The following is a 25,443-nucleotide window of genomic DNA, read 5'->3' as shown; positions in this document are numbered from 1 at the left end:
ACGTCGGTGGCCTGGCGAACATCCGCAGTGTGGGCAGTACCGGAAGATTGTCTGGAGAGATTCCATCCTGGCTGGGAGCGCCATCGGTGGAGGGGGGCGTTTGCTGTCCGGATAAAGAAGAACAACAAGCGGAGGGGCTCAAGATGCAGCGGAAGTATCTTGCAGTGGCAATCCTATGCGCCGGCGCCAGTGTCGGGCACGCCCAGTCGACCGTGACGCTCTACGGCGTCGTCGATGCGAACCTCGAGTTCGCCAACCATCTGGGCGCTGTGCCGGTCGCCGCGAATGGCTTCAACCCTGGCCCGTCGAACAACGTCTTCCGCATGGATTCCGGCGGCGTGTCGGGTTCGCGCTGGGGCCTGCGCGGCTCGGAAGGGTTGGGCGGCGGCCTCAAGGCTGTCTTCGTGCTGGAGAGCGGCTTCAACCTCGATACCGGCACCTCGCAGCAGAGCGGTCGCCTGTTTGGCCGGCAGGCTTTCGTGGGCTTGCAGAGCGATTATGGCCAGCTTTCGCTGGGCCGGCAGTACACCTCCATGTTCGAAGCGCTGGCGAACTTCGCGCCAGCCGCGTACGCGACGCAGTACGAGCCCGTCGTGGTCATGGCGGGCGCGAATTTCCGCGAGGACAACACGATCAAGTACACAGGCAGCTTCGGGCCGATCACGGCGCTGGGGCATTTTTCGTTCGGTACGGGCCTGGCCTTGCCGCCCACCGTGGGCGCCCCGTTCATCCTCGGCGGCAACGGCGAAGTACCGGGCCAGTTCCGGCGTGATACGGCCTATGGCGCGGCACTGGTATATGCCACCGGACCACTTGGCGTGGTGGTGGGCTACGACCAGTTCAATCCGACCATCGCACCCACCGCGCAGCCGACCAACGCGGGCACCGGCACCTTCAAGAAGGCCACGATCGGCGCCAGCTACGCGATCGGGCCGGCGAAGGTCATGGCGGGATACCGGTGGGGCCAGAACAAGAACCAGCAGGGGGCCGAGTTCCTGCGCGATGACTTCTACTGGATTGGCGGGACATACCAGATCACGACGGCTATCGGGCTGACGCTCGAGTACAACTACGACAACGTCAAGAACCAGTTCGGCGATGCGCACCTGGCCAACCCGTGGCAGATCTCGGCTATCTCCAACTATGCGTTCTCCAAGCGGACCGACGTCTACGTGACGGCGGCCTACACCAAGAACGCGGGTCTGGCGATGGAGTCCGCCGCGATCTTCTATGCCAACAGCCTGTCGCTTGGCAACAGCTATGCCCTGGCCAACGGACAGAGCTCAATGTTCGGCATCGCGGTGGGGTTGCGTCACAAGTTCTGAGCGGGTGGCGGGTCCGACAGGCAGCCGGTCCAGGCGCGTCAGGGGCAGGAAGAGGATTGCTGCCCCACTTGCCAGCCCGGCGAGATGGGCGGCGGCCAGCGGTGGCGCGCCGAGCCATGCGGCGTCCGCCGCGTCCCCGCCGCCCAGCCACTGCCAGAGCGCACGGACAATCAGCGCGCCGAGCACCAGCGCGGCGGTTGCTTCCGCGCGGGCACGCGGCAGCAGCGCCAGCGCGGCCAGCCCGTAGTTGACGCCGGAGAAGCCGGCAAAGTGCTGCAGAGCGGGCAAGGTGGCGAACAGGGCCAGACCAATGATCGTGCCCAGCAGCAGGCAACAGCGCCACGCACGCAGCGGCGCGGGCAGGATTGCCGCCAGCGCCACCACGCCCCCGACGTTAAGCAGGCAGTGCGTCCAGCCCAGATGCACGAAGTGGCCGGACACCAGTCGCCAGACTTCTCCGCTGGCGATGGCCGAGCGTTCGTACCGCAACGCATCGGCTATCGTGGCGCCGCCCGCCTGCAGCGCGAGCATCAGCAGGGCGACGGCGAGGAAGCCCGGATGGACCGGGCTTCGCCACCGCCAGTCAGGCCAGCGGCGCGCCAGGGCGTTCAGACTGCCCACGAGCGCCACGAGCGGCGGCGTGCCAGCGCTGCCACGCCAGCGGCCAGCGTCAGCCACGTGAACGGGTCCATCGAGCCGGCGCCGGAGTTGCCGGAATCGGCCGATCCGCTGGAGCCACCGGCACCACCGGAGCCACCCGTACCGCTGGTGCCACCTGTGCCACCTGTGCCCGAGGTACCGCCAGAGGAGCCACCATTGCCGCCTGTGCCACTGGCGCCATCGCTGCCGCCACCGGTCGACTGCGAGTTCAAGGCCAGATCGACCAGCACCGGATCATGGTCCGACGAACGGTAGGGGTCGGCCGCATAGAACGTCTGTTGCTGCTCGGCGCTCTTGTACGCGAACGAGTATTCGAGCGCGATCGGCTCGTCTGCGTTGATGTGCCATTCATGCACGGCACGCACGCGATCTGCCAGTGCGGAAGTGGCCAGTGCGTGGTCGATGTAGCCCGATTCACCGCCGAACACGTAGCTGTACGCATCCTTGCCTACGAACTTCGCCACCATGTCGGCGTAACCCTTTTCGGCGAACAGCAGTACCGGATCTTCCTTGGCGTAGCTGTTGAGGTCACCGATCAGCAGCTTGCCCACGTCGGCCACGCCGGTCGGAGAGGTCGCCAGCCAGTCTGCGATCAGGCCCGCCGCGCGCAGGCGGGTGGGGTTCCAGCAGCTCTGGCCGTCGTTCTGGTCGGCGTCCTTGCCGGTGGCGCCGGTGCAGCCCTTGGACTTCAGGTGGTTCACCACGACCGTGAAGTTCTGCGTGCCGCCCACGCGGTGGAACGTGCGGGCCAGCGGCTGGCGGTTCTTGTCGTCGATGGCCAGCGTTGCGGGCACGCCCACCGGTTCCACGTTGCGGCTGTTGTAGATGATCGCCACGGTGATCGCATCGCCGCCCAGCTTGGGCAGGCCCGGATCGACGTAGCGCCAGTCAGCGCCGAGCTGGCTCGTCAGGCGGCGGATGGCGCTCAGGTCGCCGTAGCCGTCGTTCTCGATTTCCATCAGGCCGACCACATCGGCGTCGATCGCGCGGATGGCCGCAACGATCTTGGCTTCCTGCCGTTCGAACTCGGCTTGCGACTTGGCGCCACGGTTGTTCGGGTCGTCGAAGCCGGCGCCCTTGCCGTCGCCGTTGAAGTAGTTCAGCACGTTGAACGAGGCCACGCGCACGTCAGCCTGGGCATGGCGCGTGGGCGCGCCCGTGCGCGGATTGCTGGCGGCGCTGAACGCGGGGGCGGCGGCACCCGGTACCGGCTGCAGGCGCCAGGCGTTGTAGCGGATCTCGAGCACACCCTGCACGCCGCTGACCGTGTAGCCGGCACGCACCGGATTGGCCGCGGACAGGCCCGGGGCGGGGTAGGGCACCGTAGCCGGGTTCTGCAGGTTGGAGCCGTCGTCCAGTACCAGGCGGTTGAGCGCGTTGGCGGCGGCTTGCGCGGCGGCGCCGTTCGCGGCCGGGGCCACGTTGGTCGGCAGCGGCAGGCGGCCGTTGCTGAGCAGCACGCTGCCATAGCGGCCAAGCTCGTAGGTTTCGCTGACCGTCAGCGTCTGGGGCAGGCGCACCAGCATCCCTTCATAGGCCGACAGCGACTTGGCGTCAGCCAGCGGCAGCGTGACATCGACTGCCGTCACCTTGTTGCCGCTGGAGCAGCTTGCCAGGCCGTTCGCAGCCAGCGTCAGTTGCGTCTGACCGTACTTCTCCTCGACCTTGCCCACCAGGTGGACCAGGTCGCCGGCGCGCGCGGTCACGCCGGGCGCATAGACGAAAAGACCTTCGGAGACACCGGGCAGTTTGCGGCGCTGTGCGTCGGGCTGCTGCACGAAGAATCCGCTGAAACCGCCGGTGCCGCTGTAGTCGGCGGTGACCACGGCCTCGATCTCGACGTTCTGGCCGGCCAGCGGCGAGGTCGATGTCGCGCCCTGGACGTCCGCGAGGTGCGTCGCCGGTGCGCCACACACTGCCGCGACCGGCGGCGGTGTGACGGTGCCAGCGCCGTTGTACAGGCCCAGGTCCGAGAAGTCGTCAACGTTGAACGAATCCCACTGCACCGCGGGATCGAAGGCCGCCGTGATGTCCGTGTCGCCCTGCGTCACCGAAGCCTTGCGGCGCAGCGTGTGGTCCTTGGTGCCGGCAGTGGCCGTGCCCCAGAAACCTGACGGCGGCTGGAAGCCGACCTGTCCGATATGGTCCACCACGGTACCTGAGCGCGTGAGCGTGAGGGCGTCGTCGCCATTGAACGTGAACGTCACGGCCTGATTGACCTTGGAGCCGAGCACCGCGGCCAGCGTGCTGTGCGCCATGACGTAGACCGACCCCGGCGCGAGCTTGCCGGTGAGCTGGAATGTGGCATTCGGCGCGGTGACGCCGTTGTTGTACTGCTCGATCTTGTAGAGCGACAGGTCGGCCTCGGTGGCATCGGGGTTGTAGATCTCGATGGCCTTGTTGTTCGAGGTACCCTCGACGTACTCACTGATGATCAGCTCGGCATGGGCGGGTAGCGCCATGAGGAGCACGGCTGGAAGTGTGTAATGCAAACGCATGGATTGGCTCGGATGGAATCGCGCGACTTGGGCACGGGGTGTTGTGGGGACTGCGAAGCGCGAGATGCTATGCGGCGTCGATGACGCGCCAATGACTGGCTGGCATACATTTGACCGGTGCTATGCCGGGTCGCGCTTGTTTCCATCCGCAGGCCCGCCTTCTGTAGGCGAGGGCCTGATGCTCCGGGACGTTTTACCTGTGTAGCGTGACGGGAAGATGGCTACGTGCCTGGCGGACACGGGCCGTTGGCAAGAGGGCGGCGTTACTTCTGCCCATACGTGGCGACGATGCCGAGCGCGGTTCGCAGGACCTCGTTCTTGAACCTTGGCATGTCATGGGGCAGATCCGAGAACGCTTCGAGAATCTGGCGGTACGAGCCCCGCCGGGCTGACCCCGAAGGTAACGAAACGGGCAAAAAACATCCGGGTTATCGTCTCTGGACGCCGAAAGCGGCAGGTCATCCCTGACGATCGGCCTCCAGGCATCCCTGAAGAGCCGGGCTGGCTGACCAGCCCGACACGTGCCACATCAACGTTGATATGCCGGCGCAACGAATCCCGCGAAACGTTGCTGCGTGACCTGCTTGAATGCCTGTGAACGATAGGCCTCGCGAATGTCCGCGACATAAGGCCGGTTCAGATCGCTGGTCCTGACGGCGACCAGGTTCATGTAGTAGTCCGGAATCTTTTCAAGTGCCAGCGCGGTGGTGAGTTTCAGGCCGGCGGCCAGCGCGAAATTCCCGTTCACGAAGGCATAGTCCACATCGTCCAGCGAGCGCGGCAACTGCGCTGCCTCCAGTTGAATCAGCTTGAGCTTGTGCGGGTTGCCGTCGATGTCGCGCTCGGAGGCGCGCACGGCATCAGTGCCGGGTTTGAGCGTGACCCAGCCGATCTGCTGCAGGATCGCGATGGCCCGCGCCAGGTTGGTGGGGTCATTGGGCAGCGATACGGTGGCGCCGGTCTTCACCTCGGCCAGCGACTTGTGCTTGCGGCTATAGATGCCGATCGGCGCGGTGGGAACCTGGACGATTTCGGAGAGCGCCAGCTTGCGGTCGCTCGAGAATTTCTTCAGATAGACCACATGCTGGAACGCATTGGCGTCGATGGCGCCGTCGGCCAGCGCCAGATTCGGTTGGACGTAGTCGCTGAACTCGATGATGGTGACCTTGTAGCCCTGCTGTTCGAGGATCGGCTTGACCCCGTAGCGGATCTGGTCGGCATAGGGGCCGGCGGTGGCGCCGAAGCGGATCTCCTTCTTGTCGGGGTCCGCTGCTCCTGCAGCCTGCATCACCGTTACCGCAAGCAGCGCGGTGAACAGACGTAGTCCCTTGCCCAGCTTCATCGTCTTCTCCCTTCTGGCCCTGTTGTTCTTGATGGATGTCGTCGTGGCATGTGCCATGGCGTCGGGCCATTGTATGGCCGACCCGCCGCGGGGAGAACGATCAAGCAGACATACGCTTATGCGTCAGGCGTATATAGGCGGCGGTGTGGCGCGACAGGGAGCGTTCAGGGGGGCAGGGGGCGTTCAGGCCGGGTCTGTCTCGGGTCGTGGCATGGCGGTATCCGTCCATCGATCCGGACGCAGCAGCAGGCGCACGGCCGTGCCATGGGGCGACGATTCGATTTGCAGTTCTCCGCCGATGCTGGCTGCGCGGCTGCGCATGTTGGCCAACCCATGGCCTTGCGAAGCAGCCGTGGTATCGAACCCCGGTCCGCTGTCGCGAATCTCGATGACGATCGCTTCGGCATCGTCGGCATCGTCGGGCAGGCTGCGCGCGATGACCTGGATCACACCGCCCGCCGCGTATTGCATGGCGTTCGAGAACGCTTCGAGCAGCAGGTACTGCAACTCCCGCACGATCTGTGGCGTGAGTCCTCTCAGTTCTGGCAGGCGCTCCACCTGCCAGTCCACTGTCATGCCAGCCGCTTCGAGCCGTTCACGCAGGCGGTAGCGCAACGTGCCGAGCACGGCTGCCAGGTCTCCACCGGTGTCCTGCATCGCGTCGACCGAGAGCTTCAGCGCGTCGAGGGCCTGCTGCAGGTGCTTCTGCATGACCGGTGACGAACTCTGCCCCGAGCGCACCAGGCTGAGGGCGCCAACCAGCGTGCTGCCGAGCCCATCGTGCATGTCGCGCATGATGCGGCCACGTTCCTTCATCGCGGCCTGTTCGCGTTCGATCTCGCGCGATCGGGCGTAGAGTTGCCGCAGTTCGTCTTCCTTCTGCGCCACCTTCCGATCCAGATCGCGGTTGAGGTCCGCCAGCATCCGGCTGGTACCGGTGAAGCGTTCCACCAGCAGCCATGCCATTGCCAGGCTGAACAGCAACGACACGTACTTCGTCAGGGCGGTTTCCCAGTAGAAATCGCCGATCATGGTGATCCGGATGAAATCCGCCAGCGTGAGCGCGGTGGCAAGCCCAAGCGCGCCGGCCAGCACGATGCGCTCGCGATTGGGGCGACGCCATGCCGACCACACCAGCGCGCCGCCGACGCAGCAGGCCATCACCACGTTGACCGCCCAGTCGGCCAGCTTCAGGTAGGGCACGCTGAGCACGCTGGCCATCAGCAGGATCAATGGCAGCTTGAGCCACAGATACCCGTTGACCAGCCAGCGCGGCCAGCGCGCGCGCACGTCGATGACGATGAATGCGAACTTCGCGGTGGCCAGCATGAAGACGGCGCGGCCGGAGAGGATGATGACCTGCCAGAGACCACGCGGCAGCGGCGCGTCGGTCAGGAAGAATTCGGCCAGGCTGATGGCCCAGGCGATCTCCGCCAGCGCATAGAGTCCGAACAGCGGATCGCGCTGCCGCCACCAGATCATCAGCGAGATGCCGGCCAGCACCAGGCTGACAGCCGCAATGACCAGCGGGCCGATCACGCGGAACCAGAGCGCGCGGTCATAGTGCGCGCGCGTCACGCTGTCGGGCCCGAACTCGATCGCCGACAGACCACCACGCGCGTCCGCCCGGGCGGAGATCGTGACCACCAGTTCGTTGTCGGGCTGCAGCATGGCCTGCGGCACGGGCACATGGAGCGGACGCTGTCCGCCATACAGGGCCGGCGCGCAAAGGTCTCCGGCAGTGGCCAGCAGCTTGCCGTTCAGACGCATCTCGAAGCTGTTGGCCGCGCGTGCGAGGTAGAACCCCAGACCTTCGCGGCCGCCAGCCTCATGGGGAAAGCGGATACGGAAAGTGGCGGTGCCGCTCTGGCGCGGTAATTCGCGGTCCCAGTAGTACGGCAGCGAGACCGGTGCGGATGGCGAGCCAGTGCTGCCAGCGGCGTTGTCGTGTGCGTTTGCGCCGCCGCTGCAGTGGATCGCGCCGAATGTGGCATCGGCTTGCCTGAAGGTCTGTGTGGAGGCGTTGGTGGCGTCTTCGCGCTTGTCTTCGTGCTTGTCGTCGCCGACGGACGAGCACGCGGCCAGCATCAGCGCGGCCAGGGTGACGAAGCCGAGCAGCAGGGCGATCCATCGCGAGGAGCGCGGGGCGGGAGTGAGGCGCGCGATCACCGTGCGGCTCACATCGATTTCAGCAGACCAAGCTTGTGGGCTTCGAAAACCGCCTCGGAGCGCGAGTTCACGGCCAGCTTGCCGTAGATGTTGCGGATGTGGGCCGCCACCGTATTCACGCTGATGGACAGGTGCCGGGCGATCTCCGCATACGTGTAGCCGCGCGCGACGAGGTCGAGAATCTCGGACTCCCGCGCGGAGAGCGCAACAACGGCCTCTGGTAACAACGGCGTCGCCGGTTCCGCACGAACGGCGCGCGGGGCAGGGATGTTCGCATCGCGCAACCGGTTAATGACGCGGCGGGCGATCACGGGACTCATCGGAGAGCCGCCTGCGCGAAGCTCGCGCACAGAGGCACGCAGGTCTTCGTCGGAAGCATCCTTGAGCAAATAGCCGGTGGCCCCGGCCGAGATGCTGGCCAGCACATTGGCCTCGTCACCGAACATGGTGATGACCATGCACTCGCAGTGTGGGTGCCGGCGCCGGGCAAAGCGGATCACGTCGATGCCGGAGCCATCGGGCAGGCCGAGGTCGCACAGCACCACATCGGGCGTATTGACGGTCAGCCACTCGCAGGCGCTGACGCGGTTCTGGCATGTCGCCATCACATGGATGCCGGGCACGCTGGCAAGCGCGGAAGTCAGACGGGCACTGGTGGCCGGGTCGTCTTCTACAAGCATCACGCGGATATCCGCGTCCATTGCCGGGGGCTGGTGGGTCATGGTCTGGTCGATCGGCCACTTCGGTTGCGCAGTCCGGCCTGCGGCGCCGTTTGCCGCGCCGGCCAGGCACGGGCTGGCGCCGGCCTATCCTAGCGACCGCGACCCGCACGGTCAATGCCACGCAGGGGTTGTGGCGGATCGCATACGGTCACCGGTGGGGGGCAATACCCCGCCCAGCCTTGCAGCGCGGGGCTCCGCACGACTCCGCCGTCACTCTGCAATGCGGAATTGCGCGAATCGGCAGAATCTTGGCCGCCAGCCGTGCATCTAACCGGACTACTCAATGCTCGTCCCACAATAGTGCCGGAAGAGCCGCCAGCGCCCTCAGCCAACTCCCCATCCGTATCAGGAGCCCAACCTTGGACGTTGCCATTGAACTGACTACGCGAGTCGGCGTGCTGCTGTTCTTCATCGCCATTTGCCATGTCATCGCACAACGCGTGCGGTTGCCCGACCCGATCATCCTGACCGCCGCCGGCGTCACTATCGGCTTCGGCTATGTGGCGCTAGAGCATGTCGCGCCCGCATTCGCAGCCAACACCATCGCGCCGTTCCTGTCGCCGGCCATGCCGCCCGAGGCCTATCTCTGGATCTTCCTGCCGCCAATCCTGTTTCAGGCGGCAATCGAGGTCGATAGTTCAGGGTTCGTCGCCGACCTCGGCCCAATCCTGCTGCTGGCCATCGGCGCCGTGGTCGCGGCAACGCTGAGCGTCGGCGCGGTGGCTTACCTGACCAGCGGGCAGGGACTGATCGCCTGCCTCTTGCTCGGTGCGATCGTCAGCACCACCGATCCGTCCACCGTCATCGGCCTGTTCCAGAGCAGTGGCGCGCCGGCGCGGCTGATTCGGCTGGTCGAAGGCGAGAGCCTGTTCAACGATGCCGCCGCGATTGCGATCACAACCTTGCTGACGGGCGTGATTTCGGTCATGCCGACACACGATGCCGCGCATTTTCCGCTGGCCCAGTTTCTTCTCTCGCTGCTTGGCGGTTGCGCGGTCGGCTGGCTCGTGGGCGTGGTGTTGGTGTTCGTGTCGGGCGCGATGCGCAGCCCGCCGTTCGCCGAGTACTCGCTATCGCTCGCGTTGCCTAACCTGATCTATCCGTTCGCGGAGCGCGTGCTGCATGTGTCGGGCGTGGCGGCGGTGGTGTGCGCGGGGCTCGTGGTCGGGCGGATCATGCTTTCGCGGCGCCCTGCATCGCACGTCAAGCTGTTTCGCCAGTTGTGGCTCTATCAGGCCACCATTGCTAGCGCCAGCGTGTTGCTGCTGGCGACAGCACACGTGCCGTCGCTGCTCGACGACCTGCGCATGATCGACGTCGTCATCCTGCTGCTCGTGCTGGTCGCGGCGGTGGCGAGCCGGTTCGGCATCTTGTCCGTGAGCATGCCGATGATGAGCCGGATTGGCATCTGCAAACCGTTGCCGGTCTCGCACCAGTTGCTGATTGCCTGGGGTGGCGTGCGTGGTCCCGTGACGCTGACACTGGCCATCTGCCTGGCCAGGAATCAGGACCTGGCGCCAGACACCCGCCATTTCGCGGCGGCCATGGCGGCGGGCTTCGTGCTGCTGAACCTGTTCTTCAACGGGCTGACGCTCAAGCTCTTCGCCCGTTGGCTCGGTGTGGCGGCGCCGGGTGGGCGAAGGCCGGCCGCGATCGAAGTCGATTGACCGCGGTCAGGCGGACGGCTTGCGCGCGGCCGACGGCAGGCGCTTGCGCCACGACCATCCCATCGTCATGCCCGCGGCGGCCAGCAGGATCAGCGTGGCGCCGGCGATCTGCGACGGGTGCAGGTGATGGCCGAACGCGAGCCGGTCCACCAGGATGGCCACGATCGGATAGATGAACGACAACGCGCCAGTCAGCGAGGTGGACAGTTTCTGGATGGCGCCATACAGCAGGATGTACATCACGCCGGTATGCACGAAGCCGAGCGTGACCAGCGTCGTCCATGTTGCGGCGCCGGTGGGCCAGTCCGCTTGCAGGCTCATCGGGAGCAGCGTCACCGTGCCGACGATCACGTGAATCAGCGCGATCAGGTGTGGCGGGACATCCTTGAGCTTCTTGGCGATCAGCGCGGCCAGCGCGTAGCAGAACGCGGCGCCCAGTGCCAGCAGGATCCCGACCAGATAGCGCCCATCCATGGCGCCTGCATCCGGCCCCGCACGCACGATCAGCAGCATGCCGCCGAACGCCAGCACGAGCCATCCGAACCTGGCGAGCGTCAGGCGCTCGCCAAGGAACAATGCGCCAAGGCCAACGAGCATGAACGGCTGCGTGTTGTAGACCGCCGTGGCGATGGAAATTGACGCGCCGGAGTAGGCCGAGAACAGCAACAGCCAGTTGGCGACGATGGCCAGGCCGCCTGCGACTGCCAGCGCCAGTTGCCGCCGGCTGATTCTGCCGGGACGGAGATAGCCTTTGGCCGCGCAGACCGGCAGCAGCACGAGCGCGCCAAATGCGCAGCGCCAGAACACCACCTGGGTGACCGGCCGCCCGGATATGACCACCAGCCAGCCGATGGTGCCCGAGATCACCATCGCCGCAACCATCTCCATCATTCCGCGTGTCTTGTTGTCCACCGCGTTCTCTCCACAAGCCTCTCTGGCATTCAGGGCTTGAATTCTAGGGGGTAAGACGGCGCTCGGGGATATCGGATTGCAGGCGAATGGACTATATTTCCGTCGTTTCCAAAGCAAGGACGGGAAATTCCTTATGTCCCTCGATGACATCGACCGTCGCATCCTGACACTGCTGCAGCAGGACGCGCGAATGCCGGTCAAGGCGCTGGCCGAGCAGATCGGGCTGTCGGCGCCGGGCGCGTCGGAGCGCCTGCGCAGGTTGGAGGACCGGGGCGTCATCCGGGGCTTCACAGTCGATGTCGAGCCTCGCACACTGGGCTTCTCGATGCAGGCCATCGTGCGGATCAAGCCACTGCCGGGCAAGCTGCAGGCGGTGCAACGATTGATCGAAGGCATTCCGGAATTCGCCGAGTGTGACAAGGTGACGGGCGATGACTGCTTCATCGGCCGGCTCTACCTGCGCTCGATCGAACATCTCGATCACATACTCGAAAGAATCACGGACCTGGCCGAAACGAGTTCGGCCATCGTGAAGTCGCAGCCCGTCAAGCGCCGGTTGCCGCCGCTATAGTCGGGTTGCCAATTCACTCGGAGCCATCATGCGCAAGGGATACTGGATTGCCGCAGTCGATATCGCCAACATGGATGGCTATCGCGGATACATCACCGCCAACAAGGCCGTGTTCGACAAGTACGGCGCGCGTTTCCTGGTAAGGGGCGGCGAGCGGACCGTGGTCGAGGGTCATTGCCGGGACCGCATCGTGGTGATCGAGTTCGAGAGCTATCAGCGCGCACTGGAGTGCTACCGTTCGCCCGAGTATCAGGCGCTGGTGGCGCTTCGATCGCCGCACTCGCAGGCGGACATCGTGGTGATCGAGGGCTACGGCGAAGAGGGCTGAGCACGCCGGGTGCGTATACGCAATGCGGCCTCGCTGGGTTTGAAACGAGGTTGGATGTGTGGTGGGTATACGTACGTAAACGGTGGTGCGTAAATGGTGGTGCGTAAACGTAGCCACATGGCCTCCTGCCTTATCCACAGAAACTGTGGATAACATCGACATCGCCGCGCCAGGCCGCCTGCAATCAGGCGTTCGAGCTGGGCTGCTCAAGAAATGGGCAACCCGCGCCACCATCGATGGCTGCCTTCCTGCGTGCGACGTGGCACGCAGGCATGCAACCTGCAACCGGCTACTTCATGTCGTGCGCATCCGGCTTTGCCGGCTTGCCTTCGTTCGGATGCTTGGCCGCGGCGTGCTCATCCTTGCGTCGCTCGACGGTTTGCTCGCTGGGCGGAAACTCCGCGTTGCCCCGCGCATAGGTACCGTCGTGCTTCGCCTCGATCAGTTCCTGTCTCACCTGCGCGGTGGTGCGCTTGCTGCTGGTATCGCTCGTGCCCTGTGTGCCCTGTGTTCCTTGGGCGAATGCAGTGGCTGACGCGAGCGCCGGAATCAGCATCAACAGATAAGCGGTTTTCATCGTCTTGCCCTCCTTGTCATCAATGGCCCGTGCTGTTGCGCGGGCAGGTTGCTGTCAGGGACAAGAATGCTTCTGCGCCATGGTCACAGGCATGACGCAGGGGTGACATGTGCGCAATGTGCACGGTGGCGCTGCCTGCGCCTCATGTGCCTCAGAGCCCGTTGAGCGCGCGGGTCGGCGGTGGCAATGCGCTCCAGTCGAGCAGTGCGATGAAGCCGTCTCGTGCCGCGACCACGAGGCTGCGCCGATAGTGGTGCACGACGGTGCCCGGCAGGTAGTCGTGTGTCTCGGGCCATCCCGCCGCATGGCGAACATATAGCGCGATGGCGCCGACGTGCGCGATGCACTCGTGCTGTCCGAATGCCCGGCAGAGGCGCAGAATCTCGGCCACCGGACCCGTGAAATCGAGCGTGCGGTCCGCATCGGTCAGCTTCGGCCAGTAGCTGCCACCGGATTGCGGCTGGCTGGTATTCCACATTGAGCGGAAGTCGCTGGCCACGCGTGTGGCGAGCTTGCGTGCGGCAAGCTGCAGTTTCAGTTGCAACGTCTCATGGCACTCGTCCGTCGTCAGCAAGACAGGCTCGGCGGCGAGGATATCGCCTGCGTCGAATGCGGGCGACACGCGATGACATGTCACCGCCCAGTCGCGACGATCTTCCATGACAGCACGGAACAGCGGGTAAGGCCCGCGCCCTTCCGGCAGCGGTGATGGATGAAAGTTGATCGCGTGATGCAGGTCGTGCGTCCAGTCGGGAATTTTCCAACCGTGCCCGGCCACGACCAGTACCTCGCACTGCTGGTCGCGCAGCGCGCGCAGGTCCTCGCTGCGGATTGGTGACATGTGCACCGGAATGCCGAGCGATTGCGCCCGCGATACTACCTGCTCGTTGAAGTCATGCTGGTTATCCACGGGCATCGTGAACAACGCCAGCGGCTGCCAGCCTTGCGCGACGAAGGCATCGAACACACCGCACCAGAGGTCGAACCCGGCAAAGGCAAAACGCATTCGGGTCTCCTGCTTACTTGATGGCCAAGGCCCGAATGCTAGTTGCCGCATCGGGCCTGCATCCGCGAAGCAGGAACCGGTTTACCCCGCATTTAACGGGCCGTAATCATTGGTATGCGCCCGGAATCACAAGATTACCGCAGGTATCCGCGAACCCGGGCTTGGCGTACATGGCGGATACAAGACTCAGTGGTCGGACCCGCGCGCGTCCAGGCGATCGAGCCGCAGGCGGTGTCGCTCGTCGGTCAGCCGCCATACCGAGAGCCATGCGGCAAGGAACGCGGCCAGCAGGCAGCCGCCGGCCAGCAGGAACATCAGCAGGATCTGGTAGCGGGCGGCGTCGATCGGGTCCATGCCAGCCAGGATCTGGCCGGTCATGATGCCCGGCAGCGTGATGATGCCGGCCGCGCCCATGACGTTCAGCGTCGGCAACATCCCGCTGCGCACGGCCTGGCGCAGGATCGGGCCCAGTGCCGTGCGACGGTCGTCACCCAGGGCGATCCGTGCCTCGATGGCGCCGCGCTGGAGCCAGGCCGCATTGAATGCCGTGTGCAACGTCAGGCTGGCCGAACTCATGGCGTTACCGAGGATGATGCCGGCCAGCGGGATCGCGTGGCGAGCGTCGTACCACGGCGAGGGACGCAGCGCCGTGGTCAGCGCCAGCACGGTGATCGTCAGCGTCGGCACGCTGACCGTGGTCAGGCCGATCATCCACTGCCACGGGCCCCGCAGGCGCCGTTGCTGTCGGCTGCCAACTTCGCGCGCGGCCGCCACGACCATCAGCAGCAATACCAGCAGCGTGATCCACGGCGATGACAGCGCGAACACGGTTCGCAGCACCAGGCCCACGAGCAAGAGCTGCACGACCATGCGGAGCGCCATCCACAGCAAGGTACGGTGGATGTTCAGTGACGTCGCCACCGACAGCCCCGCGCCCAGGATGATCAGCAGGCTGGCCAGCGCCAGGTCGCCAGTGGTCAGGATGATCGGACTCATGCGGAATGCATCTCCAGCGTCTTCAGCCCCGACGGGCTCATGACGTACTGCGCGTCACGCAGGCGTGCGGCTTGCGCCGGATTGTGCGACACCATGAGCAGGCCGATACCGCCAGCCATGACCCGGTGCAGCACCGCCTCCACGGCAAGGGTGGTGTCCTGGTCCAGCGCGGAGGTCGGTTCGTCGAGCAGCAGGAATCGGGGGTGACGTGCCAGCGCGCGCATCAGCGTCAGTCGTTGCCGCTCGCCAGTGGAAAGCTGGCTGACCTGTGCCGACAGGATGTCCGGGCGCAGGCCAAGCTGATGCGCCAAGCGATCGAGCTCGGGCCGGTTGTGCTCGAAATCGTCGAAATGGGCGCTCACGTCATCGGCCCACCAGCCCGCGTCGGCGGCCACGTAGATGACCTGTCGCCGCCACGCCGGGCCGCTTATCGCATTGCGTGAGGTGGCACCGAGGCGGACATCGCCGGTATTCGGATCGAGATCGGCGATCATGCGCAGCAGCAGGCTTTTGCCGCTGCCGGACGGGCCCGACAGGATCGTGCACTTGCCGGCGGGAATCACCAGCGAGTAGGGGCCGCGATCATGGCCGCGCAGGTTTTCCACGTGGAGCGCGTCGTCTCCGGATGGCCGCCCGTCATGCTGAAGCGCGGCCGCCGGCCCGGGCGCGGCAGCCGGCCCGGCCATGTTGGCCATGCGATCAGCCCTCTCGGTGAATCGTGAGCGGACCGAAGGTCTGGGTCACCGGCATCAGTTCCACGAAGTTGATGTTGACGCGCGCGGGCAGCGTGCCGGCCCAGAACACGGTCTCGGCGATATCGTCGGGCGTCAGCGCATCGGCGCCTTCATACACCTTCTGCACGCGGTTCTCGTCGCCGCCGAAGCGCACCGACGAGAACTCGGTGCCACCCACCAGGCCCGGCGCCACGTCGGTGACGCGCACGCGCGTGCCCTGCAGGTCCGCGCGCAGGTTTAGCGAGAACTGGCGCACGAATGCCTTGGTCGCACCATAGACGTTGCCGCCCGGATAGGCGTACGCGCCGGCCGTCGAGCCGATGTTGATCACATGACCGCGATTGCGCGCGACCATGCCGGGCAGCACCGCGCGCGTCACATACATCAGGCCCTTGATGTTGGTGTCGACCATGGTGTCCCAGTTGTCGAGGTCGGCGGCCTGAGCGGCTTCCAGACCCAGCGCCAGGCCCGCGTTGTTGACCAGCAGGTCGATCTCCGCGAAATCGGCCGGCAGGCTTGCGATGGCCTTGGCCACGGCCTCGCGGTCGCGCACGTCCAGGATCAGGGGCAGGACCTTGTCACGGCCGATTTCGTCGGCCAGCGCCTCGAGCCGGTCTGCGCGGCGGCCGGCGGCGATGATGTGGTGACCCGCGGCGGCAAAGCGTCGTGCGATGGCGGCACCGAACCCGGCACTGGCACCGGTGACAAGTACGTTCATGGTGTTTCTCCAACGAGTAGAAGCAAATCTGGCAACGGATACTACACCGTCGGCTCGGGCGGTGTCTCCACCAGAAAGCGGACCCACGATGGGCAGATGGAGGCGTGTCCCGTTGCGGACGCGCCCCGATTGATTACGAATGGTCAATAGTGTGTTGAACGCACGCCGATACCCGACGACCGGTTTGTCCAGTACGCTTCGAGCCATATGCGCCACGTGCCGCGCGCCACGCCAGAATCCCTGCCGGAAACCATGACCCATACCCGCACGACGGACCTGCTGCTAACCGCGCTTGCCCCCGCAATCTGGGGCAGCACCTATCTGGTGACCACGAACTGGCTGCCGCAGGGCTATCCGCTGACGGTGGCGATGCTGCGTGCCTTGCCGGCGGGCATCCTGCTGTGGCTGCTTGGGCGCCAATGGCCGGGCCGGGGCTGGTGGCCGCGTCTGCTGGTGCTTGGCGCGCTCAATTTCTCGTTCTTCTGGGCCATGTTGTTCGTCTCGGCGTATCGCCTGCCGGGCGGCGTGGCCGCGACGCTTGGCGCCATCCAGCCGTTGATCGTGCTGGGGCTGTCGCGCGTATTGCTCGGGTCGGCAATCCGCGTGGCCGCGATTGTGGCGGCCCTGGCCGGTCTCGCAGGCGTGGCGCTGCTGGTGTTGACGCCGAAGGCGACGCTCGATGCGGTAGGGGTGGTGGCGGGGCTGGCCGGCGCGGTGTCGATGGCGCTTGGCACGGTGCTGACGCGCCGTTGGCAGCCACCTGTGCCGGCGTTGACGTTCACGGCCTGGCAACTGACGGCGGGCGGCCTGCTGCTGGTGCCGTTCGCGTGGTGGCTGGAGCCGCCGCTGCCGGCGCTGACGCTGCCGAATGTGCTTGGCATGGCATGGCTCAGCCTGATCGGGGCGGCGCTGACCTACGTGCTGTGGTTCCGCGGCATTGCCCGGTTGGGGCCGGGCGCCGTAGCCACGCTGGGGTTCCTGAGTCCACTGACGGCGGTGCTGCTGGGCTGGGTCGCGCTGGGTCAGACGCTGAGCACGGCACAGCTCGCAGGCATGGTGCTCGTGCTCGGCGGGGTCTGGCTCAGTCAGCGGGCCCAGCGATCCGTGGCAGCACCCGTCCCGGGTTCAGCAGGTTCTTCGGATCGAGCGCGCGTTTGACCTGCCACATCAGCTCCAGCTCCACCGTGGACTTGTAGCGCGTCAGGTCGTCGCGCTTGGCCACGCCAATGCCGTGCTCGGCCGAGATCGAGCCGTTCTCCGCGTGCGCGAGACCATCGACCAGATCGGATACGGGCTTGTACCACTGGGCCAGGAAGTCCTTGGCCGGGCGATCCTTCGGCCGCAGCGGGTTGAAGTGCACGTTGCCGTCGCCCATGTGCCCGTAGATCACCATCCGCGTGGCCGGCTCCAGTGCCAGCACGCCTGCGGAAGCCTTGCCGATGAAGTCCGCGATACGCGAGACCGGCACCGAGATATCGCACTTGATGCTGCCGCCGGTGCGCGTCTGGGCGTCGGAGATCTCCTCGCGGATGCGCCAGAATTTCTGCGCGTCGGTCAGGCTCGACGCCACGGCCGCATCCACCACCCATCCGTGGCCAAGGCCGGCTTCCAGGATCTCCATCAGCGTCGTGTTCAGGCTTTCCTCATCGGCGCCCGATGTCAGTTCGATCAGCACCATCCAGTCATGCCGGCCTTCCAGCGGCGACGGTTCGTTGCCGAGATACTCGAGCACGAGGTCGAGCGCCGGCGCCGAGATCAGTTCGAAGGCCGTCACGGCCTGGCCGGAAAGCGCCCGCGCTTCGCCCAGCAGCTTCACGGCTGCCTCGGGGCTTTGCACGGCCACGAATGCCACGGCCGATGAGCGCGGCTGCGGCATCAGCTTGAGCACGGCACCCGTGATGATGCCGAGCGTGCCTTCCGCGCCGATGAACAGGTGCTTGAGGTCGTAGCCGGTGTTGTCCTTGCGCAGGCCGCGCAGCGACGAGAACACGCGACCATCGGGCAGCACCGCTTCGATGCCAAGCACCAGGTCGCGCATGTTGCCGTAGCGCAGCACCGCCGTGCCGCCCGCATTGGTGGACAGGTTGCCACCGATCTGGCACGAGCCCTCGGAGCCGATGCGCAGCGGAAACAGGCGCTTGCTGTCCTCGGCGGCCTGCCGCGCGGCGGAGAGCGTGACGCCGGCTTCGACGGTCATCGTATCGTTGACGGTGTCGATCGCCAGCACGCGATGCATCTTGCGCAGGCTGATGACTACGGCCGTGCCGCTGTCGTCGGGCACCGCACCGCCCATCAGCGACGTGTTGCCGCCTTGCGGCACCACCGGCACGTCGTGCTGGTAGCACCAGGCCATCACCTGGCTGACCTGTTCGGTGGTCGACGGCATGACCACGACGGGCGACTTGCCGATGTAGATGCGGCGGTAGTCCGTGACAAACGGTTCGGTATCCGCTGCGGCGGTCAGGCAACCATGCGGGCCGACAATGGCCTGCATGGCCTGAAGCAGAACGTCTTGGGAGGGCAGGGCGGTCATCGTGTGAATCAGTAGGCGGCGCCCGGCGCGCTGATCTGGCCGGCGCGGTCGGGCAGGAATTCGGCGGCCAGCTTGCGGGCCGCGTTGGCGTACACCAGCACGTCCACGCCGGTGGCGACGAACGTGCAGCCGAGTTCGAGATATCGGCGTGCCAGGGCAGGGTCTGAAGTCAGCGTGCCGGCGGCCTTGCCGCTGGCGACGATGGTGCGCATGGCGGTCTCGATCTGGGCCTGCACGTCCGGGTGGCCGGGTTTGCCGCGATGGCCCATCGATGCCGCCAGATCGGCCGGGCCGATGAACACACCATCGACGCCGTCGACGGCGCAGATCGCTTCCAGGTTCTGCATGGCGGTCACGGTCTCGGCCTGCACCAGCAGGCAGACCTCGTCGTCGGCCACGTCAAGGTAGTCGGTGCGCGCGCTCCATTGCGACACGCGGGCCACCGCGCTGCCCACGCCGCGCACGCCGAACGGCGGGTAGCGCGTGGCGCGTACCAGTTCGGCTGCCTGCTCGGCGGTGTCGACCATCGGCACCAGCAGCGTGCGCGCGCCGATATCGAGCAGTTGCTTGATCAGCGCGGTCTCGCCGGCGACGGCGCGCACCACCGGCTGCGAGCGATAGGGGCCGAGCACCTGCAGCGTCTGCAGGATCGTGCGCACGTCGTTGGGCGCGTGCTCCCCGTCGATCAGCAGCCAGTCGAAGCCGGCCGTGGCGGTGACTTCGGCGAAATAGGGCGCGGCGCCGGACATCCAGAGTCCGATTTGCGCCTGGCGCGCGGCCAGCGCGGCCTTGAACGGGTTGTGTGCGGGCATGATGTCTCCTGTCGGGCCTTGGTTGTCAGACGGATTTCAGAGCAATTGGCCCTGGCAGAGATACTTGGTATGCATGTAATCGTCAAGCCCGTGGCGCGAACCCTCGCGCCCGTAGCCGGATTCCTTGACACCGCCGAACGGGGCGGCCTCCGAGGCCAGCGCCCCCTCATTGATGCCGACGATGCCGGTCTCCAGCGCCTGCGCCACGCGCCAGATGCGGCGCACGTCGTTCGAATAGAAGTACGCGGCCAGGCCGAACGGGGTGTCGTTGGCGTGGCGCACGACCTCGTCTTCGTGCCGGAAGCGGAACACCGGCGCCACCGGGCCGAACGTTTCCTCGTGCGCCAGCGCCATGGCCGGCGTGGCATCCACCAGCACGGTGGGCGCGTAGTAGTGCGGGCCGTCGCCGGTACGCACGCGCTCTCCGCCGGTCACCACGCGGGCGCCCTTGTCGACGGCGTCGCGCACGTGGCGGTCGATCTTGTCGACGGCACGCGCATTGATCATCGGGCCGATCTGCGCGGCGGATTCGGTGGCGGGCCCCACGTGCAATGCGGCCACGCGTGCCGCCAGCCGTTCGACGAACGCGTCATGCACGCCATCCTGGACATAGACGCGGTTCGGGCACACGCAGGTCTGGCCGCCGTTGCGGAACTTGGCAGCCATCAGGCCATCGACGGCGGCGTCGAGATCGGCATCGTCGAACACGATGAACGGCGCGTTGCCGCCGAGTTCGAGCGACAGCTTCTTGAGCGTGCCGGCCGATTCGCGCGCCAGATGCTTGCCGACCGGCGTTGAGCCGGTGAACGTGATCTTGCGCACGCGCGGATCGGCCAGCCAGGCATCGACGACGGCCGGCGTATTGGCGCGGGATGCAGTGACGATATTGAGCACGCCCGGCGGCAGCCCTGCCTGCTGCGCGAGCCATACGAGGGCGAGGGCGGTCAGTGGCGTGTCCTCGGCGGGCTTGGCCACCACGGTGCAGCCAGCGGCCAGCGCGGGCGCGATCTTGCGCGCGATCATCGCCAGCGGAAAGTTCCACGGCGTGATGGCGGCCACCACGCCCACGGGTTCCTTCAGCACGATCATCTTGCGGCCCGGCACCGCTTCGGCCACCACATCGCCGCAGATGCGCGTGGCTTCTTCGGCAAACCATTCGACGTACGACGCGCCATAGCGGACTTCGCCCAGGCTCTCGTGCATCGGCTTGCCCTGCTCGGCGGAGATGATGCGCGCCAGGTCCTGCTCGTGAGCGAGGATCAGCGCGTGCCAGCGCTTGATCAGTTGCGCGCGTTCGCGGGCGGTGCGGCGGCTCCAGTCCGGGAACGCCGCTGCGGCCGCATCGGCGGCGCGCTGCGCGTCGGCGGCATTGCTATCGGGCACTTCGGCAATGACGTGACCGGTGGCGGGGTCGGTGACCGGTAGCCGGACGTGGGCGTCGCACCAGTGCTGGGCGATCAGGTTCCGGGTGCGGAGGAGGTCAGGGTTGGCGAGGGTGGTCAGCATAGGGAAGTGGGTGATGTCTGGCGCGGCGGGGGGAGAGGGCTAACGTAGGAAGCACCAAAGGCGCTAGCTCACGATCCCCACATGCCAGGGCACGAATTCATGGTCACCAAGCCCAAGCAACTCGCTCTTGGTGGGCTCGCCCGACGCGGCACGCAGGATGTGTTCGAAAATCCGTTCGCCCATCTGCGCCACGCTGAGCTCGCCGTCGAGCACCAGACCACAATTGATATCCATGTCTTCCTCGAGCCGCCGGTACATGGGCGAGTTCGACGCCAGCTTGATCGTCGGCGCGGGTTTGGACCCGAACATCGAGCCGCGCCCCGTAGTGAAGCAGATCAGGTTGGCGCCGCTGGCGATCTGGCCGGTGGCGGCCACGGGGTCGTAGCCGGGTGAATCCATGAACACGAAGCCGGCCGTGTCGATCGGCTCCGCGTACTCGTAGACAGCCTGCAGCGGCGTAGTGCCGCCCTTCATGGCCGAGCCGAGCGATTTCTCGAAGATATTGGCCAGTCCGCCCTGCTGGTTGCCGTGACCCACCACGCCGTTGAACTGCGCGTTTTGTCCCGCCGTATAGCGTTCCCACCAGGCCAGTCGGTCCAGCAGTTTCTGGCCGACCTCGGGCGTGACTGCGCGGCGCGTCAGCATGTATTCCACCCCGTGGATTTCGGGCGTCTCCGACAGGATTGCCGTGCCACCGTGCCGCACCAGGATGTCCATCGCCGCGCCGAGCGCGGGGTTCGCGGTGATGCCCGAAAAGCCATCCGAACCGCCGCATTCCAGGCCGATCTTGAGGTGGCTGGCGCTGACACGCTGCCGTGTGAAGGCGTTGGCGGCGGGCAGCATCCGCTCCACGGCTTGTACGCCTGCCGCGATGGTCGCCCGGGTACCGCCGGTGTCCTGCATGACCAGCGTGTGGAGGTTCTCTCCGGGGACCAGCCCTTGCGATTCCACCAGCGAGGCCACCTGGTTGCGCTCGCAGCCCAGGCCGACGATCAGCACGCCAGCAAGGTTTGCATGGCGCGCGTAGCCGGCCAGCGTGCGGCGCAGCAGATCGAAGTGCTCGCTCGGAGACGACATGCCGCAACCGCTGCTCTGCGCGAACGCCACCACGCCATCGACATTGGGATAGGCGGCCAGACGCTCGGGCGTGAAGCGCGCGGCAATGTGCTTGATCACCGTGGCCGAACAGTTCACCGACGACAGGATGCCGATGAAGTTGCGTGTGCCCACGCGCCCGTCGGGACGCACATAGCCCATGAACGTGGCGCGCTCGGCTTCGGGCACGTAGTCGATCGGGCGGACGTCGCTGCAGAAGGACGGGTCGCGATAGAAGTCCACCAGCCGGAGGTTGTGGCTGTGCACGTGGTCGCCCGGACCGATATCGCGGTCGGCTACGCCGATGACGGTGTCGTACTTGCGTACCTGTTCGCCGCGCGCAATCGCGCGCGCGGCAATCTTGTGGCCGGCGGGGACCTGCGCGCGCACGCGCAGGTCGAGGTCCGGCAGATGCTGGCCCAGCGTCAGGTCGCCACGGGCGATCAGGACGTTGTCGTTGGCGTGCAGGCGAATGACGGGGTTTGAGGTCACGATGGTTTTGCTTCGATCAGCCCTGTTGCAGCATTTCCTTGAGCTTCAGGCGCTGGATCAGTTGGGTTTCCTGGTCATAGACGGCGGCCACGTATTTCTTGTAGTCAGGGCCGTCCAGGTACATCACCGGCGCGTCGATGCGTGCAGCCACCGACTTGAATTCGGTGCTGGCCACGGCCGCGCGGAAGGCCTCGCGCAGCTTAATCTCCACGGCAGGCGGCAGCCCCTTGGGCGCGCCGATGCCGTTGGGCGCTTCCACCACGACGTTGTAGCCGAGCTCCTTGAGCGTGGGCGTGTCCTTGAAGCGCGGCGTGCGCTGCTCGCCCCAGGTGGCCAGCAGTCGCGCCTTGCCGGCTTCCACGTGCGGCGCCCACGAGCTGGAGTCGGCCAGCAGGTCCACCTGTCCGGCCAGCACGTCCTGAAGGGCTGCGGAGCCGCCCTTGTAGGCGATGGCGTTGAACTTGACGCCCGCGACCATGGCGAATTGCTCCATGCCCACGTGCGTGGCGCCGCCAATGCCGGCGTGCGCGTAGGTGACGCGGCCCGGGCGTGCCTTGGCCTCGGCAATCACGTCGGCCAGCGTTTTGAAGCGCGAGTTCGCCGGCACGGCGATGCCGAATGTCTGGCCGGAAGTCCGCGCCAGATAGGTCAGTTCGGTGCGCGGGTCGAGTTGCAGGAGCCCGAGTTGCGAGAAGCGCGTGACCGAGATCGGAATCTGGCCGATCGTGTAGCCGTCGGGCGTGGCACGGGCCAGCGCCTTGGTGCCGATCATGCCCGATGCGCCTGCGCGGTTTTCCACCACGATCGACTGCTTGAGGATGCCGGAAGCCACCTGGCAAAGCGCCCGCATCGACTGGTCCGCCGTGCCGCCGACGGGCCACGGGCAGATGAAGGTGATGGGACGTTCGGGATACTCGGCCGCGGCGCGTGCCGTGGCCGGCACGATCAGGCCGGTGGTGCCGGTGGCGGCAGCAGCGGTGGCCGCGGCGCTGCCCAGCAGCAGGCGGCGGCGCATGAGGCTGGTGGGGTTGCCTTGCGTCATGATGTCTCCGGTGTTGTTCGATGCGGCTGGTGCTCTGCCAGTCGCCATGCCGGCGATTGTGGTGGCGCGGACCATAACAATCTAATCAAAAATTGGCATTGCTTCATAACCAAATGGTTAGGTAGACTCGCCAGCATGGCCCACATTGACCGCGCATTGCGCTCCAACATCAAACTACGCCACCTGCAGATGCTGGTGGCGCTGGACGAATTCCGCCATCTGGGCCGCACGGCGGAGTTCCTGGCGGTCAGCCAGCCAGCGGTGTCGAAGGTGCTGGTGGAGGTCGAGAAGATGATGGGTATGGCGCTGTTCACGCGCTCCACGCGCGGGACCGAGCCGACGCCAGCCGGTGAGACGCTGGTGCGCTTTGCCCGTTCCGTGCTGGCCCAGTACGAAGTCACGCGTGACGAGATCGAGGCCGTGGCCAGCGGTGCGTCAGGCCGTGTGCGCGTGGGGTCGATGGGGGCGACGCTGCCGGTGTTGCTGGCCGGCGCGGTGGCGCGTCTCAAGCAGCAGTCGGCGCGCGCCACGGTGCTGATCGAAGAGGGCGATCTCACGCACCTGCTGCCACGGTTGCGGCTGTCGGAGCTCGACGTGATCGTCGGGCGGCTGGAGCCAGCCTATGCGGCGCCGGATCTCGTGACCGAACCGCTCTATGACGAGCCGATGGTTGCCATCGTCGCCACCGACCACCCGCTGGCCCGCAAGAAGCGCCCCGGCTGGGCGGATCTGGCGCGCGGCCCGCTGGTGCTGCCGCCGCCCTGGGCTTCACTGCGGGTCAAGATCGAGCAGGCGTTCTTCCGGCAAGGATTCGAACCCCCGGTGGATCGGGTGGAGTCGTCTTCGTATCTGGCGGTGACCACGTTCGTGGCGCGGCGGCAGGCGGTCGGCTTTGTCGCGCGGACCGTAGGCCGCCAGCTCGAGGCCGAAGGGCGCTTCCGCGTGCTGGCGATGCCGGTGGAGGTGGATTTGCCCCCGGTCGGCCTGATCACGCTGCGGGACCGGCGACTGGCGCCGGGCGCCACGCAACTGATGGCGTGCCTGCGTGCCGAAGCCGGGGAGATCGCGCAGGCTGGCGTCGATCAGGCTTGAGTCGCCGGGCTCAGGCCCATTCACGCATGCGGCACCCAGAACCCGATATGCGGCGCTGCCGCTTCGTCTTCCAGCATCGGTCCAAGCACGACGACCTGACGCTGTCCGCGTGCGAATACCTCGCGGCATGGCAATGAGAACGTTGGATTCTCCGGGTGATCGCCGGTCAGGCCCAGCAGCGCATGTTCCGATAGCGCGTAGACCACGCGCCCGATGCCGGTCCAGTAGATCGCGCCCGCGCACATGCAGCAGGGCTCGGCGCTGGTGTAGAGCGTGCAATCCGCGAGCTGGGCTGGCGTGAGCAGCGTTGCCGCGCGGGCAGCGGCCACCAGTTCGGCATGCTGGGTGGGGTCGCCTTCGGGCGGCATCGAGTTGTTGCCAGCCGTGACGATGACATTGCCCCGGGCATCAGCCACCAGCGCCGCGAACGGATGGCGGCCACGCTGCTTCGAATCTTCGGACAGGGCAATCGACTGGCGCAGCAGCGCGAGATCGAGTGGCGAGGGCGAGGAAGTGCTCTGGGTGGCGGTGGGCGCGGACACAGGGGCAGGCATGGGGGCGGACATCGGGGCGAAGGTCTCCGGAAGCGGTGCCTGTTGCGATGCGGCAGGCACCCGCCATCATCCGCGCAAGTGGCGGGGGGCGC

The 25,443-nt window shown here is 66.4% G+C and carries 23 protein-coding genes; 6 read left to right on the top strand and 17 right to left on the bottom strand.

The window, feature by feature from the left end; genetic code table 11:
* Positions 1-143: 143 nt before the first annotated feature.
* Entirely contained in the window at positions 144-1,325 is a 1,182-nt protein-coding gene (locus RN01_RS15105; RefSeq protein WP_017511333.1) for a porin, read from the top strand.
* On the opposite strand, the gene rrtA is transcribed toward RN01_RS15105, so the two are convergent.
* The 5 genes from rrtA to RN01_RS15080 form a co-directional block, all read right to left on the bottom strand.
* Complete coding sequence (rrtA, locus tag RN01_RS15100; RefSeq protein WP_223277364.1) at positions 1,284-2,003, bottom strand: rhombosortase; 720 nt, start codon at positions 2,001-2,003, stop codon at positions 1,284-1,286. The two genes, RN01_RS15105 and rrtA, sit on opposite strands and share 42 nt — an antisense overlap.
* A complete protein-coding gene (locus RN01_RS15095) occupies positions 1,934-4,483 on the bottom strand; it encodes an ExeM/NucH family extracellular endonuclease (protein ID WP_039016683.1) in 2,550 nt (849 codons plus the stop codon). The genes rrtA and RN01_RS15095 overlap by 70 nt, the downstream gene beginning before the upstream one ends.
* Positions 4,484-5,012: 529 nt before the next feature.
* The gene (locus RN01_RS15090; protein WP_011519398.1) at positions 5,013-5,825 is read right to left on the bottom strand and encodes a MetQ/NlpA family ABC transporter substrate-binding protein; all 813 of its coding nucleotides are present in this window, start codon (positions 5,823-5,825) and stop codon (positions 5,013-5,015) included.
* A 183-nt stretch (positions 5,826-6,008) separates the two neighbouring features.
* On the bottom strand, positions 6,009-8,006 hold the full coding sequence (locus RN01_RS15085; protein ID WP_017513902.1) for an ATP-binding protein: 1,998 nt from the start codon (positions 8,004-8,006) through the stop codon (positions 6,009-6,011).
* Positions 8,003-8,716: a response regulator transcription factor gene (locus tag RN01_RS15080; protein ID WP_011519396.1), complete on the bottom strand. Its 714-nt coding sequence runs from the start codon at positions 8,714-8,716 to the stop codon at positions 8,003-8,005. Before RN01_RS15080 ends, RN01_RS15085 begins: the two co-directional genes overlap by 4 nt.
* A gap of 359 nt (positions 8,717-9,075) precedes the next feature.
* Here RN01_RS15080 and RN01_RS15075 point away from each other — a divergent pair, with 359 nt between their 5' ends.
* On the top strand, positions 9,076-10,383 hold the full coding sequence (locus RN01_RS15075) for a sodium:proton antiporter (protein ID WP_011519395.1): 1,308 nt from the start codon (positions 9,076-9,078) through the stop codon (positions 10,381-10,383).
* A 6-nt stretch (positions 10,384-10,389) separates the two neighbouring features.
* On the opposite strand, the gene RN01_RS15070 is transcribed toward RN01_RS15075, so the two are convergent.
* Positions 10,390-11,295 (bottom strand): DMT family transporter, encoded by a 906-nt coding sequence (locus RN01_RS15070; RefSeq protein WP_017513544.1) that lies wholly within the window; start codon positions 11,293-11,295, stop codon positions 10,390-10,392.
* 133 nt (positions 11,296-11,428) lie between these two features.
* On the opposite strand from RN01_RS15070, the gene RN01_RS15065 reads away from it, so the two are divergent.
* Positions 11,429-11,866 (top strand): Lrp/AsnC family transcriptional regulator, encoded by a 438-nt coding sequence (locus tag RN01_RS15065; RefSeq protein WP_008642468.1) that lies wholly within the window; start codon positions 11,429-11,431, stop codon positions 11,864-11,866.
* Positions 11,867-11,894: 28 nt separating this feature from the next.
* On the top strand, positions 11,895-12,194 hold the full coding sequence (locus tag RN01_RS15060) for a DUF1330 domain-containing protein (protein ID WP_017513545.1): 300 nt from the start codon (positions 11,895-11,897) through the stop codon (positions 12,192-12,194).
* Positions 12,195-12,483: 289 nt separating this feature from the next.
* Here the strand turns inward: RN01_RS15060 and RN01_RS32500 are convergent, their stop codons facing one another.
* The 5 genes from RN01_RS32500 to RN01_RS15035 all read right to left on the bottom strand — a co-directional run bounded on the left by RN01_RS32500 (position 12,484) and on the right by RN01_RS15035 (position 16,225).
* Entirely contained in the window at positions 12,484-12,771 is a 288-nt protein-coding gene (locus tag RN01_RS32500; RefSeq protein WP_024570487.1) for a DUF4148 domain-containing protein, read from the bottom strand.
* A 151-nt stretch (positions 12,772-12,922) separates the two neighbouring features.
* Positions 12,923-13,777: a methionyl-tRNA formyltransferase gene (locus RN01_RS15050; protein WP_017513547.1), complete on the bottom strand. Its 855-nt coding sequence runs from the start codon at positions 13,775-13,777 to the stop codon at positions 12,923-12,925.
* A gap of 186 nt (positions 13,778-13,963) precedes the next feature.
* Positions 13,964-14,773 carry an iron export ABC transporter permease subunit FetB gene (gene fetB, locus RN01_RS15045; RefSeq protein WP_017513548.1) on the bottom strand — a complete coding sequence of 270 codons (810 nt, stop codon included), beginning with the start codon at positions 14,771-14,773 and terminating at the stop codon, positions 13,964-13,966.
* Positions 14,770-15,468: an ATP-binding cassette domain-containing protein gene (locus RN01_RS15040; RefSeq protein WP_017513549.1), complete on the bottom strand. Its 699-nt coding sequence runs from the start codon at positions 15,466-15,468 to the stop codon at positions 14,770-14,772. The genes fetB and RN01_RS15040 overlap by 4 nt, the downstream gene beginning before the upstream one ends.
* Before the next feature lie 4 nt (positions 15,469-15,472).
* Positions 15,473-16,225, bottom strand: coding sequence for an SDR family NAD(P)-dependent oxidoreductase (locus tag RN01_RS15035; protein ID WP_017513550.1), 753 nt, complete (start codon positions 16,223-16,225; stop codon positions 15,473-15,475).
* 252 nt (positions 16,226-16,477) lie between these two features.
* Between RN01_RS15035 and RN01_RS15030 the strand changes: the two genes are divergently transcribed.
* Positions 16,478-17,383 carry an EamA family transporter gene (locus tag RN01_RS15030; RefSeq protein ID WP_080672890.1) on the top strand — a complete coding sequence of 302 codons (906 nt, stop codon included), beginning with the start codon at positions 16,478-16,480 and terminating at the stop codon, positions 17,381-17,383.
* On the opposite strand, the gene RN01_RS15025 is transcribed toward RN01_RS15030, so the two are convergent.
* The 5 genes from RN01_RS15025 to RN01_RS15005 form a co-directional block, all read right to left on the bottom strand.
* Positions 17,307-18,758, bottom strand: a complete 1,452-nt coding sequence (locus tag RN01_RS15025) for an FAD-binding oxidoreductase (protein WP_024570488.1) — start codon at positions 18,756-18,758, stop codon at positions 17,307-17,309. The genes RN01_RS15030 and RN01_RS15025 overlap by 77 nt on opposite strands.
* Before the next feature lie 8 nt (positions 18,759-18,766).
* Positions 18,767-19,570: a 4-hydroxy-2-oxoheptanedioate aldolase gene (hpaI, locus tag RN01_RS15020; protein WP_024570489.1), complete on the bottom strand. Its 804-nt coding sequence runs from the start codon at positions 19,568-19,570 to the stop codon at positions 18,767-18,769.
* A gap of 36 nt (positions 19,571-19,606) precedes the next feature.
* The gene (locus RN01_RS15015) at positions 19,607-21,076 is read right to left on the bottom strand and encodes an NAD-dependent succinate-semialdehyde dehydrogenase (RefSeq protein WP_008648855.1); all 1,470 of its coding nucleotides are present in this window, start codon (positions 21,074-21,076) and stop codon (positions 19,607-19,609) included.
* A 63-nt stretch (positions 21,077-21,139) separates the two neighbouring features.
* Positions 21,140-22,663, bottom strand: coding sequence for a UxaA family hydrolase (locus RN01_RS15010; protein ID WP_017511829.1), 1,524 nt, complete (start codon positions 22,661-22,663; stop codon positions 21,140-21,142).
* Between the two features lie 16 nt (positions 22,664-22,679).
* The gene (locus tag RN01_RS15005; RefSeq protein WP_017511828.1) at positions 22,680-23,705 is read right to left on the bottom strand and encodes a tripartite tricarboxylate transporter substrate binding protein; all 1,026 of its coding nucleotides are present in this window, start codon (positions 23,703-23,705) and stop codon (positions 22,680-22,682) included.
* Positions 23,706-23,840: 135 nt separating this feature from the next.
* On the opposite strand from RN01_RS15005, the gene RN01_RS15000 reads away from it, so the two are divergent.
* Positions 23,841-24,797: a LysR substrate-binding domain-containing protein gene (locus RN01_RS15000; RefSeq protein WP_024570490.1), complete on the top strand. Its 957-nt coding sequence runs from the start codon at positions 23,841-23,843 to the stop codon at positions 24,795-24,797.
* A gap of 20 nt (positions 24,798-24,817) precedes the next feature.
* On the opposite strand, the gene RN01_RS14995 is transcribed toward RN01_RS15000, so the two are convergent.
* Positions 24,818-25,351, bottom strand: a complete 534-nt coding sequence (locus RN01_RS14995) for a nucleoside deaminase (protein ID WP_017511827.1) — start codon at positions 25,349-25,351, stop codon at positions 24,818-24,820.
* Positions 25,352-25,443: the final 92 nt, after the last annotated feature.

Origin of the sequence: Cupriavidus sp. SHE (genome assembly GCF_000812445.1) — a bacterium.
In the GTDB taxonomy this organism is placed as follows: Bacteria; Pseudomonadota; Gammaproteobacteria; order Burkholderiales; family Burkholderiaceae; genus Cupriavidus; species Cupriavidus metallidurans.
This window is presented reverse-complemented; position numbering and strand designations above follow the sequence as displayed.